At 48.7% G+C, this 16664-nt stretch carries 11 protein-coding genes; 9 read left to right on the top strand and 2 right to left on the bottom strand.

Annotated features, from left to right (window positions below; genetic code table 11):
• The first annotated feature begins 52 nt into the window (after window positions 1-52).
• Genes araA through BC349_RS10790 form a run of 3 tightly spaced genes read left to right on the top strand, consistent with a single transcriptional unit; the run spans window position 53 to window position 3967 of the window.
• Window positions 53-1552 (top strand): L-arabinose isomerase, encoded by a 1500-nt coding sequence (araA, locus tag BC349_RS10800; protein WP_187256732.1) that lies wholly within the window; start codon window positions 53-55, stop codon window positions 1550-1552.
• Window positions 1553-1576: 24 nt separating this feature from the next.
• Window positions 1577-3262: a sodium:solute symporter family transporter gene (locus BC349_RS10795; RefSeq protein ID WP_187256731.1), complete on the top strand. Its 1686-nt coding sequence runs from the start codon at window positions 1577-1579 to the stop codon at window positions 3260-3262.
• 15 nt (window positions 3263-3277) lie between these two features.
• Window positions 3278-3967: an NUDIX hydrolase gene (locus tag BC349_RS10790; RefSeq protein WP_187256730.1), complete on the top strand. Its 690-nt coding sequence runs from the start codon at window positions 3278-3280 to the stop codon at window positions 3965-3967.
• A gap of 40 nt (window positions 3968-4007) precedes the next feature.
• Here BC349_RS10790 and BC349_RS10785 read toward each other — a convergent pair whose 3' ends face one another.
• On the bottom strand, window positions 4008-4832 hold the full coding sequence (locus tag BC349_RS10785; RefSeq protein WP_187256729.1) for an ion transporter: 825 nt from the start codon (window positions 4830-4832) through the stop codon (window positions 4008-4010).
• Between the two features lie 40 nt (window positions 4833-4872).
• On the bottom strand, window positions 4873-5472 hold the full coding sequence (locus tag BC349_RS10780; protein ID WP_187256728.1) for a peptidylprolyl isomerase: 600 nt from the start codon (window positions 5470-5472) through the stop codon (window positions 4873-4875).
• A 125-nt stretch (window positions 5473-5597) separates the two neighbouring features.
• Between BC349_RS10780 and BC349_RS10775 the strand changes: the two genes are divergently transcribed.
• From BC349_RS10775 to BC349_RS10750, 6 genes are all read left to right on the top strand, one after another.
• Window positions 5598-6068 (top strand): (2Fe-2S)-binding protein, encoded by a 471-nt coding sequence (locus BC349_RS10775; RefSeq protein WP_187256727.1) that lies wholly within the window; start codon window positions 5598-5600, stop codon window positions 6066-6068.
• A 47-nt stretch (window positions 6069-6115) separates the two neighbouring features.
• Entirely contained in the window at window positions 6116-8284 is a 2169-nt protein-coding gene (locus BC349_RS10770) for a xanthine dehydrogenase family protein molybdopterin-binding subunit (RefSeq protein ID WP_187256726.1), read from the top strand.
• A 35-nt stretch (window positions 8285-8319) separates the two neighbouring features.
• Window positions 8320-8889 carry a helix-turn-helix domain-containing protein gene (locus BC349_RS10765; protein WP_187256725.1) on the top strand — a complete coding sequence of 190 codons (570 nt, stop codon included), beginning with the start codon at window positions 8320-8322 and terminating at the stop codon, window positions 8887-8889.
• A 184-nt stretch (window positions 8890-9073) separates the two neighbouring features.
• Window positions 9074-12283: a SusC/RagA family TonB-linked outer membrane protein gene (locus BC349_RS10760; protein WP_246456889.1), complete on the top strand. Its 3210-nt coding sequence runs from the start codon at window positions 9074-9076 to the stop codon at window positions 12281-12283.
• A gap of 27 nt (window positions 12284-12310) precedes the next feature.
• A complete protein-coding gene (locus BC349_RS10755) occupies window positions 12311-13873 on the top strand; it encodes a SusD/RagB family nutrient-binding outer membrane lipoprotein (RefSeq protein ID WP_187256724.1) in 1563 nt (520 codons plus the stop codon).
• Window positions 13874-13952: 79 nt separating this feature from the next.
• Window positions 13953-16664: a bifunctional YncE family protein/alkaline phosphatase family protein gene (locus BC349_RS10750; RefSeq protein WP_222840144.1), complete on the top strand. Its 2712-nt coding sequence runs from the start codon at window positions 13953-13955 to the stop codon at window positions 16662-16664.

Below are 16664 nucleotides of genomic sequence, written 5' to 3'. Positions count from 1 at the left end.
TGGGGTGGCTGAAACAACAACCGGCAATCAACCAAAATAATAAACATCTTTTATGAATACATTAAAATCTTTCGAGGTATGGTTCCTCACAGGAACGCAACATCTTTACGGCGAAGAGACCCTGCAACAGGTAGCCGAACATTCGCAGCAGATAGCAATGGCACTGAATAATTCTGCACAGATTCCTGTGACGGTCGTATTCAAGCCCATCCTGAAAACTCCCGATGAAATATACGCGCTCTGCCAGGAAGTGAATAATGCCAAAAACTGCATCGGTGTGATTGCATGGATGCATACCTTTTCCCCCGCCAAAATGTGGATCCGGGGATTGAAAATTTTGCAGAAGCCTTTACTGCACCTGCATACGCAGTTCAACCGCGATATCCCCTGGAACAGTATCGACATGGATTTCATGAACCTGAACCAGAGCGCCCATGGAGACCGTGAATTCGGTTTCATGATGACCCGCATGCGTATGCGCAGGAAGGTGGTGGTTGGATACTGGGAAGATCCTGCTGTTCAGCAGCGCATCAATGTTTGGGCAAGGGCCGCGGCCGGCTGGGCCGACTGGCAGGGCGCTAAATTTGCCCGGTTCGGCGATAACATGCGCCAGGTGGCCGTTACAGAAGGCGACAAGGTCGAAGCCGAGATGAAATTCGGATATTCCGTTAATACTTATGGAATCGGCGATCTCGTAAAAGTGATCAATGAAGTGACCGATGCGGAGGTGGAAAAACTTTGCACAGAATACGAAGACAGCTACAAGCTGAGCGGTTCACTGGCCAGGGGAGGGAACCAACGTTCATCCTTAACCGATGCGGCCCGTATCGAGATCGGTATGCGTTATTTCCTGCAACAGGGCGGATTCAAGGGGTTCACGGATACTTTTGAAGACCTGCATGGAATGGTTCAGCTTCCGGGCATTGCCACGCAGCGCCTGATGGCCGAGGGTTATGGATTTGGTGGCGAGGGCGACTGGAAAACCTCGGCACTGGTTCGCGCCATGAAGGTCATGGGTACAGGCCTGAAGGGCGGTAACTCTTTCATGGAAGACTATACCTATCATTTCGACCCGTCCAACCAGATGGTACTTGGATCACATATGCTCGAGATTTGCCCTTCCATTTCACACGGCAAACCCGCCTGCGAAGTGCATCCCCTGGGCATTGGCGGAAAAGCAGATCCTGTAAGACTGGTCTTTAATGTGGATGGCGGTCCCGCACTGAATGCCTCCATTATTGATATGGGCAACCGTTTCAGGCTGCTGGTGAATGAAGTGGAGGCCGTTACCCCGGTGCATGATCTCCCCAAACTGCCCGTGGCAAGGGTATTGTGGAAACCTTATCCCGATATGCAAACCGGCTGCGCAGCCTGGATCCTGGCCGGTGGTGCACACCATACGGGATACAGCCAGAACCTGACCGCGGAACACATGGAAGACTTCGCCGACATGTCACAGATCGAATATGTTTTGATAGGAAAACAAACAAATCTGTACCAGTTCAGGAATGAATTGCGCTGGAGTGACGTATATTACCAAATCAATTCCTAATCAAAACGAACATACCTGCTTGTCATGAACAACCAACTCTCCTTAGCAGATATACTTGTATTCCTTGCGTATATCGTAATTGTAGGCTCTTATGGCTACTGGATCTATAGCAGAAAGAAAAAAGCCGTAACGGATACCAAGGACTTTTTCCTGGCAGAGGGGTCGCTGACCTGGTGGGCCATCGGTGCATCGCTCATTGCTTCCAATATTTCCGCGGAGCAATTCATCGGAATGAGTGGTAATGGTTTCTTTGTCGGAATCGCCGTAGCTGCCTATGAGTGGATCGCTGCACTGGCGCTGATCATCATCGCCGTGTGGTTTATTCCCATCTACCTGAAGAACAAGATATATACGATGCCGCAGTTTTTGAAAACGAGGTACAATGAAACCGTTGCGTTGATCATGGCGATCTTCTGGTTGTTCCTCTATGTTTTCGTAAACCTGACCTCTATCCTCTATCTCGGCGCTATCGCAATTGATGGATTGCTGGGCGGGCAATACCTGCATGTAGTAATGGTGGCGCTGGCCCTGGCCGCGGTATTCATCACGCTCGGTGGCATGAAGGTGATCGGATATACGGATGTGATCCAGGTGGCTGTCCTGATCATCGGCGGATTGGCAACCACTTATATGGCCCTGACCATCGTGAGTGAAAAATTCGGTCTGGGATCCGATGCCATCGCAGGTTTCAAGATGCTGATAAAAGATGCTCCTGACCATTTCAAAATGATACTCGATAAACCAACGGCCGAATCTCCCCAGGAACATATTGATAAATACCTGATCCTGCCGGGGATACTGATGTATGCGGCGGGACAGTGGATCGTGAACCTGAACTATTGGGGTTGTAACCAGTATATCACACAACGCGCGCTGGGAGCGGATCTGCAAACTGCCCGTACCGGTATTCTTTTTGCCGGTTTACTTAAGCTGATGATGCCCGTTATAGTGATGTTACCCGGTATCGCGGCATATGTGCTGTATAAGAATGGCCATCTCCCCCAGTTACAGGGTGGAATGGACGGAGCCTATTCCGCCATCCTGAGCTTCCTGCCCTCCGGCCTGAAAGGCTTGTCCGTAGCTGCTTTGACAGCGGCCATTGTGGCCTCGCTGGCAGGAAAGGCAAATAGTATCTCCACCATCTATACGCTGGATATCTACAAGAAATATATCAAGAAAGATGCAGATGAAACCAAGATGGTATGGACCGGCCGGTTGACGGTAATCTTTTCCATGGTGATTGCGCTGATCTTTACCTGGGAAGACCTGCTGGGCATCGGTGGTGAGGGCGGATTTACCTTTATCCAGAAATATACAGGATTTATCAGTCCGGGTGTTTTTGCCGTTTTCGTACTCGGTATGTTCTGGAAACGCACCACTGGCGCGGCTGCGGTGGCAGGTATCCTGCTGGGCTTCATCTTCTCCGTATTCTTTAACGAGATGGCTCCTGCCATGATGGGGAATGAAACCTTTTTCTACACTGCCTACCCGAACGGGAAGGGTGGATATGAGATTCCTTTCCTTATCTGTATGGGACTGAGCTTTATGTTCACCACTATTATCATGGTGCTGATGAGTATGGCCGGACCAAAAGTGAACCCGAAAGCGTTTATTCATGAGAAGGGAATGTTTAATATAAAACCCATCACTGTGGTGCAGATTGTAATAACCCTGCTAATCCTGATGGCTTTGTATATTAAATTCTGGTAATTTTGCGCTTCAATTATGGGAAGAATAGAATATAAACAGTACGACAGGTTCCTGCTCGCAGTGGATTGTATCATTTTCGGATTCGATGGTACCGGTTTGAAAGCCTTGTTGATCAAGCGTGGGCTCGAACCGGAAATCGGCAAATGGTCACTCATGGGAGGCTTTGCAAAAAAAGAAGAAAGTGTGGATGATGCGGCTGCCAGGATCCTGTTGAACCTAACCGGGTTGGACAAAATCTACATGGAGCAGCTGCATTGTTTTGGCGATGTGGGGCGTGATCCCGGTGGTCGTGTGGTTTCTATAACCTATTTTGCCCTGATTAAAATTGATGAATCGGATGGTCACAAACTTGAGTCACATAATGCCAAATGGTTCGACCTGAGGAAACTGCCTTCGCTGGTATTCGACCATAAGCAGATGGTGAAACTGGCCAAGGAGCGCCTGCAGCAGAAAGTGTCCAATCACCCTATTGGTTTTGAGTTGCTGCCGAATAAGTTTACGTTGCAGCAACTGCAGGCATTATATGAGGCCATTTTTGAAACCAGTTTTGACAAGCGCAATTTCACCCGCAAGATATTGTCCCTCGGCATCCTGCAGCGACTGGAAGAAAAGGAGAAAGAGTCCTCCAAGAAAGGCGCCTTCTATTATGTCTTCGACAAGAAAAAATACAAACAACTCGAAAGCGAGGGTATTAAGCTGATTTAACCTAACGCGTCTGACGTGCGTCTGACGTACGTCAGACGCGTTACAATTCGGAACCGCAGTATTTACAGAACCTGGCATCGGGGTCATGGCCATAGGCGGCGCAGTTGGGACAAGCCTGTGAGTGCTTGTCTTCCTTTTTGAATGTTTTTGACATTTCTACCGTAACGATACCTGTGGGTACAGCCAGAATCGCATAACCCAGCAACATAATGAGGGAGGCAACTATTTTACCTGCCGGTGTGATGGGCGAGATATCACCATATCCTACCGTTGTGATGGTAACAATTGCCCAGTAAATACTTTGCGGGATGCTGCTGAACTTATCATTTACCCTGCCTTCCACTACATACACCAACGCACCCAGAACCACACTAAGCAGCAATACAAAAGCCAGGAAGATGCCGATCCGGCGGGCACTGGCTTTCATCGCCTGAACAATGGCATTGCCTTCACGCACGAACTGACTCAGCTTCAGGATGCGGAAAATCCGCATGAGCCGCAATACCCGGATCACCAGCAGGAAATGGGATGCCGGGAAAATCAGGCTGATATAGGTGGGTAAAATGGCCAGCAGGTCCACCATCCCATAGAAGCTGGTGATATATTTCACCGGTCGCCTGACCGCTATGATCCGCAGGAGGTATTCGATTGAAAACAAAATGGTAATGATCCATTCCACCTTGTTTAAGGAAGGCCCATAGCGGTCATTCACAGATGGAATGCTTTGCAACATTACAAGCGCCAGGCTGATGAGGATAAAAACCAGGAGTGCCAGATCAAAATTTTTTCCAGCGCGCGTATCCGCTTCAAAGATGATGGTAAAGAGTTTCTTTTTCCAGTTGCGCTGTTCCTGCTGGCTGTTCATACCGTTAATTTACAAATAAAGCTGACTAAGGCCCGGGATATCAGTTGCGTTCGATATTGATAATGGTTATGGGTGGCTCGAAGTACTGGTCATTTTCCGGTTTGCGGTAAATTTTTCTCACCACATCCATACCCCGGATCACTTTACCGAAAGCCGCATAACCCTGTCCGTCTGGATTGTTAGGGCCGCCGAAATCCAGTCCCGGCTGATCATCTACGCAGATAAAGAATTCGGAACTGGCAGTTCCAGGTGCCTCGCGTGCGAAGGATATGGTGCCTGCCTGGTGAGTGAGCCCGGTTTGTTCCGTGCTTTCATGCGGCACCATTGGCAGGGTGGGTCGTTTTTTGATCCGGCTCCAGAGCCCGCCCTGGATGAACTCCGCTTTCGGGGCATTGGAAGCCTGGTTGTCGGTATTCATCACACGGTAAAACGAGCTGCGCTGATACAGGTCCTGGTCAACCACTGCCAGGAATGCCTTAACCGATTCGGGCGCTTTGTCGCCATAAAGCTCCACGATGATATCGCCTTCAATGGTTTCGATCACCACTTCCACCCGTCGGGTGCCACCCGACGGGTGAGATTGGCAACCCGAAAAAATTGCAATGAGTATCAATGAGATAGATAGATGCCGCAGTATCATAATCTCAAATTTCAGTCTTTTTTGCTGAATTCACCCGTCGGGTGGCACCCGACGGGTGGAGAAGGGCGAGGTTTTAGCCGGGACTATTGAAATAGTCGTTAAATTAGTAGTCATAAATTATTGCTATGGCTGCCATAACGCTTACGGTTAATAACCAGCAACATAAGATTGATGTAGATCCACAGATGCCTTTGCTCTGGGCCATCCGGGATTTCGTAGGCCTAAAAGGCACAAAGTACGGCTGCGGTATCGCGCAATGCGGCGCCTGTACCGTATTGCTGGATGGCAATCCGATCAGGAGCTGCAGTTTCCCTGTGTCTGCCGCCGCCGGCAAAAAAATCTCTACCGTGGAGGGACTGTCCGAGAATATTGAACACCCTGTACAGCAGGCCTGGATAGAACTCCAGGTTCCGCAGTGCGGTTATTGCCAGTCCGGACAGATCATGTCGGCCGTTGCCTTGCTGAAAAAGACACCAGAACCTACCGATGCCCAGATCGATGCCGCCATGCAGGGACATCTTTGCCGCTGTGGTACCTACCCACGCATCCGCAAAGCCATCCACCGCGCCGCTGAACTGATGAAAACAAAGGCCTAGTGATGATCCGGTAATCAAACTCTCCATTCACCATTCACCTTCACGTTATGTCTTCCAATACATCCTTTAGTCGCCGCCATTTCCTTCGCCTTTCTGGCCTGACCAGTGCAGGTTTCATCATCGGCCTGTCCGGCGTTGAAGGGAAAGCGCTGGAAACCGTTGTCAATATGAGTTTCCTGGGCGAATCATCCAGCGTCACACCATTTATCATCATTGAAAAATCCGGCAGGATCACCATCTTCAATACCAAGCCAGAGATCGGGCAGGGTACCTTCCAGGCAATTCCATCAATCTTTGCCGAGGAACTGGATCTGACCCTCGATATGGTGACAATCAAACAGTCGGGTGGCGAAAAGGAACTGGGAGCCGATCAGTTTGCAGGAGGAAGTGCGTCTATCCGTACCAGTTATAAAAAATATCGCATAGCGGGTGCGGCTGCCCGTGAGATGCTGGTGCTGGCCGCGAGCCAGGCCTGGGGTGTGCCGGTGGGAGAATGTAAAGCAGAACTCGGAAAAGTTATTCATGCAGGCAGCAATCGCTCCCTGACCTACGGCGAACTGGCTGAAGCCGCATCCAAACTCGAAGTGCCGAAAGAGCCGAAACTCAAAGATCCAAAAGACTTCAGGTTGTTGGGTAAGTCCACCCCGCGCCCTGACGTTCCGCTCAAAAGCAGTGGCCGTGCGGTTTTCGGCCTGGATGTAGAAGTGCCGGGAATGGCCTATGCCAGCATCGAACGTTGCCCGGTTTTTGGCGGTAAACTGTTGAGCTTTGATGACAGTGCAGCCAAAAAAGTAAAAGGGGTTCAGCAGGTCATCACCTGCGAACGCATCATTGGAAAATACCGTTTTGAAGGAGTGGCTGTTATAGCAGATAATTACTGGGCTGCCCTGCAGGGAAGAAAGGCCCTGAAAGTAAACTGGGATTTTCAGGGCAACGAAACCTTCAATACAAAGAACTATGAGCAGCACCTGCGCGATCTTGCCAAAAACGAGGGCGTGCTGGATCACAGCCAGGGAGATTTCGACAAGGCTTATGCCGAAGCTCCGGTAAAACTGGAAGCGTTTTATGAAACCCCCGTGGTTTCGCATTCACCTATTGAGCCAATGAATTGTGTGGCTCACTGGAAGCCCGAAGGCAAGCTGGAAATCTGGACCTCCACGCAGGTGCCATTCAGCATAAAGAATAATTTCGGCAAGGAATACGGGTTGAAAGAAGAGGACATCACAGTTAATGTAATGTTTAACGGAGGAGGCTTCGGCCGCAGACTGTACCCGGATTATGTACATGAAGCCGTGCAGTTATCGAAAAAGGCCGGCAAGCCGGTGAAAGCGATCTGGACCCGCGAAGATGATACCCAGCAGGGCCCATTCCGCCCGATGACTTTCTCGGCATTCAAAGCCGGACTGGCCGCCAACGGTGAAGCACTGGCCTTCCAGCACAAAGTGATATCCCCATCCATCAGTGCCTCAAATAGTGCGAACTATGACAAGACCAAAACAGATGGCGGCATGATGGAAGGTGTAAGCGAGCAGCAATACGAGATTCCGAATGTAAAGAATCTCTATGTTCATGCAGATCTGCACATACCTGTTGCAGCATGGCGTGCAGTTACCAGCACCACATTATCTTTTTCGCATGAGTGCTTTATTGATGAGATGGCAGTAAAAGCAAAGATGGATCCAATGGCTTTCAGGCTGTCATTGCTGAAGAAGGAAAGCGATACCAAAAAACTGCTGCTGAAACTGAAAGAAGTATCGGGCTGGGATAAACCCCTTCCTGCGGGCTGGGGACGTGGCGTTTCGCAGTGGGAATTTTTCGCCGGACTGGCCGGTATGGTGGTGGAAGTATCGAAGCAGGGTACGGGAATTAAGATCGAGCGGGTGGTTTGTGTGATTGATCTGGGCACAGTGGTGAATCCGGATACGGTTGCCGGACAGGTAGAAGGTGCAGTGGTGATGGCCATTTCCGCAGCCATAAAGGGTGGAATCACTTTTGAGAAAGGCCGTACGGTTCAATCCAATTACCATAACAACCCCATTATAAGGATCAATGAAATGCCGCCGGTAGAAACACATATACTGGCAGATGGCGGTGATAAAATCAAAGGAGTGGGTGAACCCGGATTGCCACCGCTGGCACCGGCGCTCTGCAATGCCATATACGCTGCAACGGGTAAGCGCATACGCAGATTACCCTTCGACATTAAAAAGATATAATGTTGCGGATGTCATAGCTTGCGTATTATTGTTTCATGACTGAAGAAATCTTACTGCTGATAGGAGATCGCATTCGCGCAAAGAGGCAGGAAAAGAATATTACACTTGAATTGCTGGCCAGCAAGGCCGGAGTCTCCAAGGGCTTAATATCACAGATAGAAAATAACCGCACCGTACCATCCCTTCCGGTATTGCTGAGCATCGTGTATTCACTTGATGAGGACATGCGCGGCTTTTTTGAATCACTTCAGGAAAAACTGCGGAATGAAAAATACATGCTGATCAGGAAAGACGACACAAAAAAGATCAGCAAGGAGCCGGTAAAAGGCTTTTCCTATAACCGCATATTTGCCCGTGCCATCCAGAGCTCGGCGTTTGATATGGCATTGCTGGAAATTAAACCTGGCGCTGCCCGGCGTAAAATGGTTACCACCGAAGCTTTCGAATTAAAATACCTTGTCAGGGGTACAATTGAATACCAGATCAACAAGGAAAAATTTGAAATGTCCGCGGGTGACTCGCTGGTTTTTGATGGCCGCCAGCCACATCGTATCCGTAATGCCGGCCATGAAGAGGCTTTATTGCTGATTGTTTACCTGTTTTGAAAACAGGGTTCACTCCTTATTAATATGGCAGGGCCTGATCGCCCTGCTTTTTTTATATGTATAGTATAAGTAAACATTGGTTTAATAGTTATAAACATCACATTTTGTTAAACCTGTATTAACATTCCCGTCACATTGCCCGGATAGTTTTGTATTCTCAAAATTTCCTCAAACAAAACAACATATGAGACAGCTTATGTGCATGCGTGTATTACGCCTGGGGCTACTGCTTATTTTATTCTCGCCCCTTGTGTTAATGGCACAGCAACCAATTACCGGACAAGTATTATCTGAAAAGGATCAGATGCCCATTCCGGGTGTTTCTGTTACCATCAAAGGAGTTAAAAAAGGAACTTCAACCAGTGCCGAAGGAAAGTTCATGATTGCCGCAAAACCAGGTGATGTACTGGTTATCAGCGGAGTGGGCATCAGCGACCAGGAGGTTACTGTTGGTGCTGACGGGAAAATAGTCGTGATGGTTTCACAGGCGGCCAACGCGCTGAATGAAGTGGTTGTAACCGCCCTGGGTGTTAAAAAAGAAAAGAAGAAAATCGGTTATGCGGTACAGGAAGTGAAAGGCGACGACCTGATCAAGGCCCGTGAACCGAATGCCATCAACGGACTGGTGGGTAAGGTAGCCGGACTTACAGTTGGTGCTTCACCCGAACTGCTTGGCAACCCCAATGTATTGCTTCGCGGCAGGGGTATCAATCTTTATGTGGTAGATGGAGTTCCCATCAACTCTGATACCTGGAATATTTCACCGGATGATATAGAAAGTTATACCGTGCTGAAAGGCGCAACCGCTTCCGCTTTGTATGGTTCACGCGGACAGAATGGTGCGATCATGATCACTACCAAAAGAGGTTCCCGCGACAAGCGTGGTTTTTCTATTGAGTTCAACAGCAGCACCATGATCGAAAAAGGATTCAATGCCATCCCCAAAGTGCAGGATGAATATGGTCCCGGCGATCATGGCAAGTATGCTTTCTTTGATGGTAAAGGCGGCGGTACCAATGATGGCGACTATGATATCTGGGGACCAAAGTTCGAAGGACAGCTCATTCCCCAGTATGATTCCCCCGTTGATCCGGTAACAGGTGTGCGCCAGGGAACTCCCTGGCTGGCCCGCGGTAAAAACAACCTCACCCGATTCCTGGAAGCGGGTGTATTGTCAACCAATAACATTTCCGTCTCTGCTAAGACTGAAAAAGCCGATCTGCGTTTTTCTGTTTCCAACAGTTACCAGAAGGGAATTGTACCCAATACGAAGCTGAATATTGTAAACTTCAATATGTCCGCCGGATACAATTTCAATGATAAACTCCGTCTCGAATCATATATCAATTACAACCGCCAGTCCACCCCGAATATTCCGGATGTTTCCTACGGCCCCAACAGTATCATCTATAATATTATTTTATGGAATGGTGCCGACTGGAGCATGGATGATATGCGCAATTACTGGCAGCCAGGTAAGGAGGGAGTACAATCCATCCATGCCGAATACCAGCGTTACCACAACCCGTATTTCATGTCGTATGAGTGGCTGCGCGGTCACTACAAAAATGACGTGAACGGAAACGTGAAACTTTCATACAAACTCAACCGCAATATTGACTTCCTGGTTCGTACGCAGGTTACTACCTATGACATGCTGCGGAACGAAAAAATGCCTTACAGCGCCCATCCATACGGAAGGGAGGAAGGCAAGGGCGACTACCGCGAAGACCGTCGCCAGTTGTTCGAAAACAACACCGATTTCCTGGCTACTTACCAGAATAACAGGATCATTGGTGATATCAGCCTGAGGGCTTCACTCGGGGGAAACATGCGTTCCTTCAAGTATAATTCCAATTTCACCACTACTGATTACCTCAACGTACCTGGACTGTATTCGTTTTCCAACTCACGTAATCCCATTAAAGCATCCAGCTACAGTGCCGACATGCTCGTGCTGAGCGGATATGGTTACGTGGATCTTGGTTTCAGCAAGTATGCCAACCTGTCTGTGACCGGGCGTTATGATAAACTGTCCACCCTCCCCGCAGGTAACAACCTGTATTTTTATCCCTCAGCCTCACTCAGTACAGTAGTGTCTGATTATGTAAAACTGCCGGAAGTTATTTCCTTCCTGAAATTCCGTGGTTCCTATGCCAATGTGAAAGGTGGTCTGACCATGTCTTCCATCGGAGCGACGCCCCAGGCAAGTTACCCGCTTGGTTATGGAATGCAGTACTATTCATCGTATGATGGCCCTACCTATGAGAACTCTGCATCTTACACAACTCCTCTTGTATATGATAACAAGGCAGGCGCATATTTCTCGAACGTGCTGAACAATCCGGATATTCAGCCTTCCAGCTCCGAAGTGATAGAAGCGGGTATGGATCTCCGTTTGCTGAACAACAGGATTGGCCTGGATGCAACCTATTTCGTGGCTGATGACGGTCCGGCTATTTTCAGGCTGCCCATTTCACAAACCTCCGGTTATACAGAGGCGTTAGTAAATGGTATCACCACAAGGAAAACCGGTTTTGAACTGACCCTTACAGGTTCGCCCATTCGCAATGCGAAAGGCCTGTCCTGGGATGTGATGGCCAACTGGAGCACTTTCAGGGAAAAATATACAAGTTTTTATGAAGGTGTGAATGCGCTGAACACTTTCTATAAAGTAGGTGACAGGGTTGATAAGATCTATGGTAATGCATTTGTACGCACGCCTGATGGCCAGTTGATCAATGATGCCGGTGGTCGTCCGCTGCGGGCTCCTGTTTCACAATACCTCGGAAATGCCAATCCGGACTGGGTTTGGTCCATCAACAACACATTCCGTTACAAAGGATTCAGCCTTGGATTCCAGTTTGATGGTCGTGTAGGTGGTAAAATGATCAACTACGTACAGCAGCAGACCTATCGCGGTGGCCGCCATATTAATACGGTTCTTGGTGAAATGGGTGAAGCCCGCTACCAGGATTACCTGGGGGTTAAATCATGGGTCGGAGAGGGCGTTGTTATCAATAATGGAGCAGCCATTAAATACGATGTGGATGGTAAGGTAACCAATTACAAAGAATTGTCTTTCGCCCCCAATGCCTCCAAGACCTACCTGCAGGATTATATCAGTTTCTTCTATGCTACCAATGAGGCCAACCTTATCGAAAAGACTTTTGGCAAGCTTAGGGAAGTGGTAGTTGGATATTCTGTTCCCCAGTCTGTTTTGGGTAATTCCTTTATCCGCCAGGCAAGCATTTCTTTTGTAGGCCGCAACCTCATTTATTTCTCAAAATATAAGGATGTGGATATAGACCAGTATGCAGGCAGCGAAAGGAGTTCCGCCCTTCAGAGTCCGACCACCAAGCGTTATGGTGTGAACATTAATATCACATTCTAATTGACCATCATTACAAAAAGAACGAATATGAAACTCATCAATACATTTGCACCGGCGATTATGGCATCTGCAATTATGCTTGCCGGTTGTAATAAGAAGTTTGAAGATTATGAGCGCAATCCCAACCGTGCTGAAAGTGTTAGTGCTGACCTGGTTTTCAGGGGCATTGCATCGGATATGAACGGCGATCGTCCATGGAGTAATGTGACACGCTGGAACCAGTTCGATTGCTGTAATTATAACTACTATGGAGATCAGCGTTATGACTGGACAGGCGGTTCCATGAATTATACCACGCTTAAAAATGTGGTTAAGATGGAAGAAGAGGCCGTTAAAAGGGGTCTTCCCGAAGTGAATGCCTATGCAGCGATAGGGAAATTTCAGCGCGCCTTTTTCTACTACCGCATGACCAGCCTGATGGGTGACCTCCCGCTGAAAGAGGCTTTGAAGGGTTTGGAAAATGACAAGCCGGTTTACGATAGCCAGAAGGATGTGTTCATTCAGATACTTGCCTGGCTCGAAACCGCCAATACCGAACTGACACAACTGATCGCTGCAGGCGACAGGGTGCTGGATGGTGATATCTATTTCAACAACGACCTTAAGAAATGGCAGAAGGTTGTGAATACTTTCAGGCTCAGGGTGCTCATCTCCCTGAGTAAGAAGGCTGCTGAATCCGGCCTGAACGTCAAAGCACAGTTTGCAGAGATCATTGGAAACAAGATCAAATACCCATTGATGGAAAGCATGTCTGATAACATGCAGTATATCTATTCAACTGTCAATAAGTATCCCTCAAATCCCGATAACCTTGGATTCGATGCCACCAGGTACAATATGTCGGCCACTTACCTTAACAACCTGGTCGGACTGAAGGACCCACGGGCATATATAACCGCTGAACCTGCTACAAAGCAGATCAATACCAATGGCAAGTCCCCTGCTGATATTACTGCCTATGTAGGCGCTCCTTCCGGAGAAGACCTGGCAAATATGTCCAGTAAAATGTCCAATGCGGAAGACGCAGAATATTCAGTAAGAAGCAGGTCGCGTTACTACAGCTCCTATATTGGGGAATCGGGCATTATCATCGGATATCCTGAAATGTGTTTCAACATCGCAGAAGCGATCAATCTTGGATGGATAACCGGCGATGCCGAAAGCTGGTATAAGAATGGAATCAAAGCTTCCCTTCGTTTTTATGGCATTCCCGTGGATGCTGCAGGTACAATTTCAAAAGTGTATAAGAATACCAATTATACCATCCCATTTGATTTTGATGGTGTTTATTACACCCAGGCCTCTGTGAAATACAAGGGTGATAACGCAGACGGACTGAAACAGATCCTGCTGCAGAAATACCTGGCCTTTTTCCAGAATTCAGGGTGGGAAGCATTTTTCAACTGGAGGAGAACCGGTGTGCCTGAGTTTTCTGTTGGGGTGGGAACCGGCAATAGCGGTGCAATTCCCAAACGCTTCCAGTATCCTTCCTCTGAAAGAACCACCAATGGTGACAACTGGAATGCAGCAGTTACTGCACAATTTGGCGGCGATGATTCCATTAACGGCGCCATGTGGCTGATCAAATAAAGTTCTTGAATATTTAATAATGGTTAAGCGAAACTTTCAGGAGTTTCGCTTTTCCTTTTAGCACAACCAATCGATAACCGTGAAATCAAACATCCTTCCTGTAGTGGCTTCCTTATTGGCAGCCACCGGTTTATTTGTACCAGCGAAAGCCCAGCAACAGACCATGCTGGTCGTTCCCGGATCAGAACAATACAGCAAAATAGATACGGCCGGAACCAGTGTACTGCCCAGTGGCCGCTGGATCAGGCCTGCCGGAAAAACCATCCGAATAACGCATGACCCGTTCGGACTGGTGGTTTCACCGGACGGGAAAAAAGCCGTTACCCTGCACAATGGCGTATTTACCATCATTGACCTGGCAACCCTGGGGAATTTCCGGGTGCCCGATTATGATGGAAAAATCAAGAGTCCCTTATCGAAGGGCTCTTTCCTTGGTGTGGCGTTTGGCCCCGATTCAAAGACCATCTACCTCAGCGGCGGTGACAATGGTGCGGTGATCGTATACGACACAGAACGCCTGCAGCGCCTGGATTCTATCTCTTTAAACGGTACGGTGAACGGAAAAAAATATGATGACAGTTTCACCTCCGACCTGGTGTACAATGCTGCAGGAAAGGAATTGCTGGTGCTGGACCGTGGTAATTTCCGGATGGTGCGGATCGACCTTGCCACCAAAAAGATCAAGGCCTCCATTCCTACCGGCCGGCAGCCATTTGGTATCAGCATGAGCCCGGATAATAAACTGGCTTTTGTGGCCAATGTCGGTATGTATTCATATCCGTTAATAGAAGGCGCCACGCCGGCCAACTATGACTCCCTTATGATCAACTGGCATCCTTATGGAAACGACACCAAAGAATCCATCGAAGGAACCGTGATAGACGGGAAAAAGATTCCCGGAGTCGGCAGCCCGCATTCACCCGAAGCAATGAGTGTGTACGCGATTGATCTCGCTACCAATAAAGTGGTACATCGCCTCAAGACCGGAATGCAACTCGGGCAGATGGTGGAAGATGCCGAAGTGGTGGGTGGTGCCAGTCCCAACTCCATCGCAGTAGGAAAAAAGTACGCCTATGTTACCAATGCCACCAACGATAATATTGCAGTTATTGATTATCGGTTACACAAAATCGTTACCCATATCCCCATTAAAGTGGATCAGCGGATCGATCGCTACAGGGGATCCGTTCCCTTTGGCATTACACTTAGCAAAGATGAAAAGACCCTTTATGTGGCATTGCTCGGAATGAATGCCGTAGCCGTGATCGATGCGGAGAAACATACCACCAAAGGCCTGATTCCCGCGGGCTGGGGACCGGCAAGGGTAAGGCTTTCAAAGGATGAAAAGGAATTGTATGTGATCAGTGCACGCGGATACGGCGCCGGCCCTAATGGCGGACAGGGATTTGTGCGACCCGTTCAGGGAACTTATGTGGGAGATATCCAGCTGGCTACTTTCCAGAAAATCAAAGTGCCCAATGCCCAGGAACTGGCCAATCACACGAAGGTGGTTAAGGAGAATACCTTCCGCGAAGTGGCGGCTCCCCTCACAAACAATCCCCTGCCACCCCTGCCCGGACTGTATGGATCACCCATCAAACACGTGGTGTATATCACCAAGGAGAACCGCACGTATGACGAAGTGTTGGGACAACTGAAGACTGGTAAGGGGGATCCCACCCTTGCACGGTATGGAAAGGATGTTACCGTTTATGGAAAACAGGACACCCTCCGCAACGCGGATGTAATGCCCAACCATTCCAAAATGGCCACAGAGTTTGCCTACAGCGATAACTTCTATTGTGACAGCGATGCCTCGATACATGGCCACCACTGGATGGTGGGCGTGATACCGAATGAATGGGTGGAAACCAATTCCAGTGTAAGTAAATCCGCGAAAATTTTCTCTGAGGCACCTGGCAGGCGGTTCCCGGGATCCACGGGCAGCATCGACCCCGAGGATTATGCCGAAATCGGCGGACTCTGGGAAGCACTGGAAAGGCACAAGGTTTCTTTTTATAACTTTGGACAGGCGAATGAAACGGCACATGTCAGGGAAGACTGGGATGACACCCTCACAGGTGCGGCGCACGGTGTAATGGTGCCCATGCAAAAGGCGCTCTGGAGCCGTACCAGTCATAATTTCGCCGGTTATAATACCAATATCCCCGACCAGTTCCGGATGGACCAGTTTGAAAATGAGTTCACCAGATTGTGGCTGAACGGCAAAGACAGCATGCCATCCTTCATCAGTGTGATGCTGCCGAATGACCATGGTGCCGGACCCAGGCCGGATGACGGTTATCCCTATGTGCATTCCTATATGGCCGACAATGACCTCGCCACCGGAAGGATCCTGCACTTTTTATCCCGCACACCCTATTGGAAAAATATGCTGGTGATCATTACGGAAGATGATCCCCAGGGCGGAGTGGACCATATCGATGCGCACCGCAGTGTGCTGATGATGGCGGGCCCATATGTGAAACGCGGATATGTGTCAAACCACCACGCCAATTTCGGTTCCATACTGAAAGTGATCTACAATATCCTGGGAATCCGTTATGTAAACCAATATGATATTACCGCGTCTTTGCTGCAGGATTTCTTTACCGACAAGCCGGATTTCAAACCGTATAACCTGGTACTTCCTGACAAACGCGTATTCGATCCCGCCAGGGCGATGAAGCGCTACAATAAGGAGATAGACTGGCGTAAGATCATGCAGGGACCGGAAATGGATAATGAGGAAGAACAAAGGACCGATCATTACCAACAGGAAAATAAATAG

Origin of the sequence: Flavihumibacter stibioxidans (assembly GCF_014332695.1) — a bacterium.
Taxonomy (GTDB): domain Bacteria; phylum Bacteroidota; class Bacteroidia; order Chitinophagales; family Chitinophagaceae; genus Flavihumibacter; species Flavihumibacter stibioxidans.
Note: the sequence above shows the minus strand (reverse complement) of the source record. Positions and strands in the feature narration are given on the sequence as shown.

Coding starts and splice junctions, on each gene's coding strand:
- BC349_RS10775 (WP_187256727.1), top strand. CDS start 5,598: ATGGCTGCCATAACGCTTACGGTTAATAACCAGCAACATAAGATTGAT.
- araA (WP_187256732.1), top strand. CDS start 53: ATGAATACATTAAAATCTTTCGAGGTATGGTTCCTCACAGGAACGCAA.
- BC349_RS10780 (WP_187256728.1), bottom strand. CDS start 5,472: ATGATACTGCGGCATCTATCTATCTCATTGATACTCATTGCAATTTTT.
- BC349_RS10755 (WP_187256724.1), top strand. CDS start 12,311: ATGAAACTCATCAATACATTTGCACCGGCGATTATGGCATCTGCAATT.
- BC349_RS10795 (WP_187256731.1), top strand. CDS start 1,577: ATGAACAACCAACTCTCCTTAGCAGATATACTTGTATTCCTTGCGTAT.
- BC349_RS10770 (WP_187256726.1), top strand. CDS start 6,116: ATGTCTTCCAATACATCCTTTAGTCGCCGCCATTTCCTTCGCCTTTCT.
- BC349_RS10765 (WP_187256725.1), top strand. CDS start 8,320: ATGACTGAAGAAATCTTACTGCTGATAGGAGATCGCATTCGCGCAAAG.
- BC349_RS10760 (WP_246456889.1), top strand. CDS start 9,074: ATGAGACAGCTTATGTGCATGCGTGTATTACGCCTGGGGCTACTGCTT.
- BC349_RS10790 (WP_187256730.1), top strand. CDS start 3,278: ATGGGAAGAATAGAATATAAACAGTACGACAGGTTCCTGCTCGCAGTG.
- BC349_RS10785 (WP_187256729.1), bottom strand. CDS start 4,832: ATGAACAGCCAGCAGGAACAGCGCAACTGGAAAAAGAAACTCTTTACC.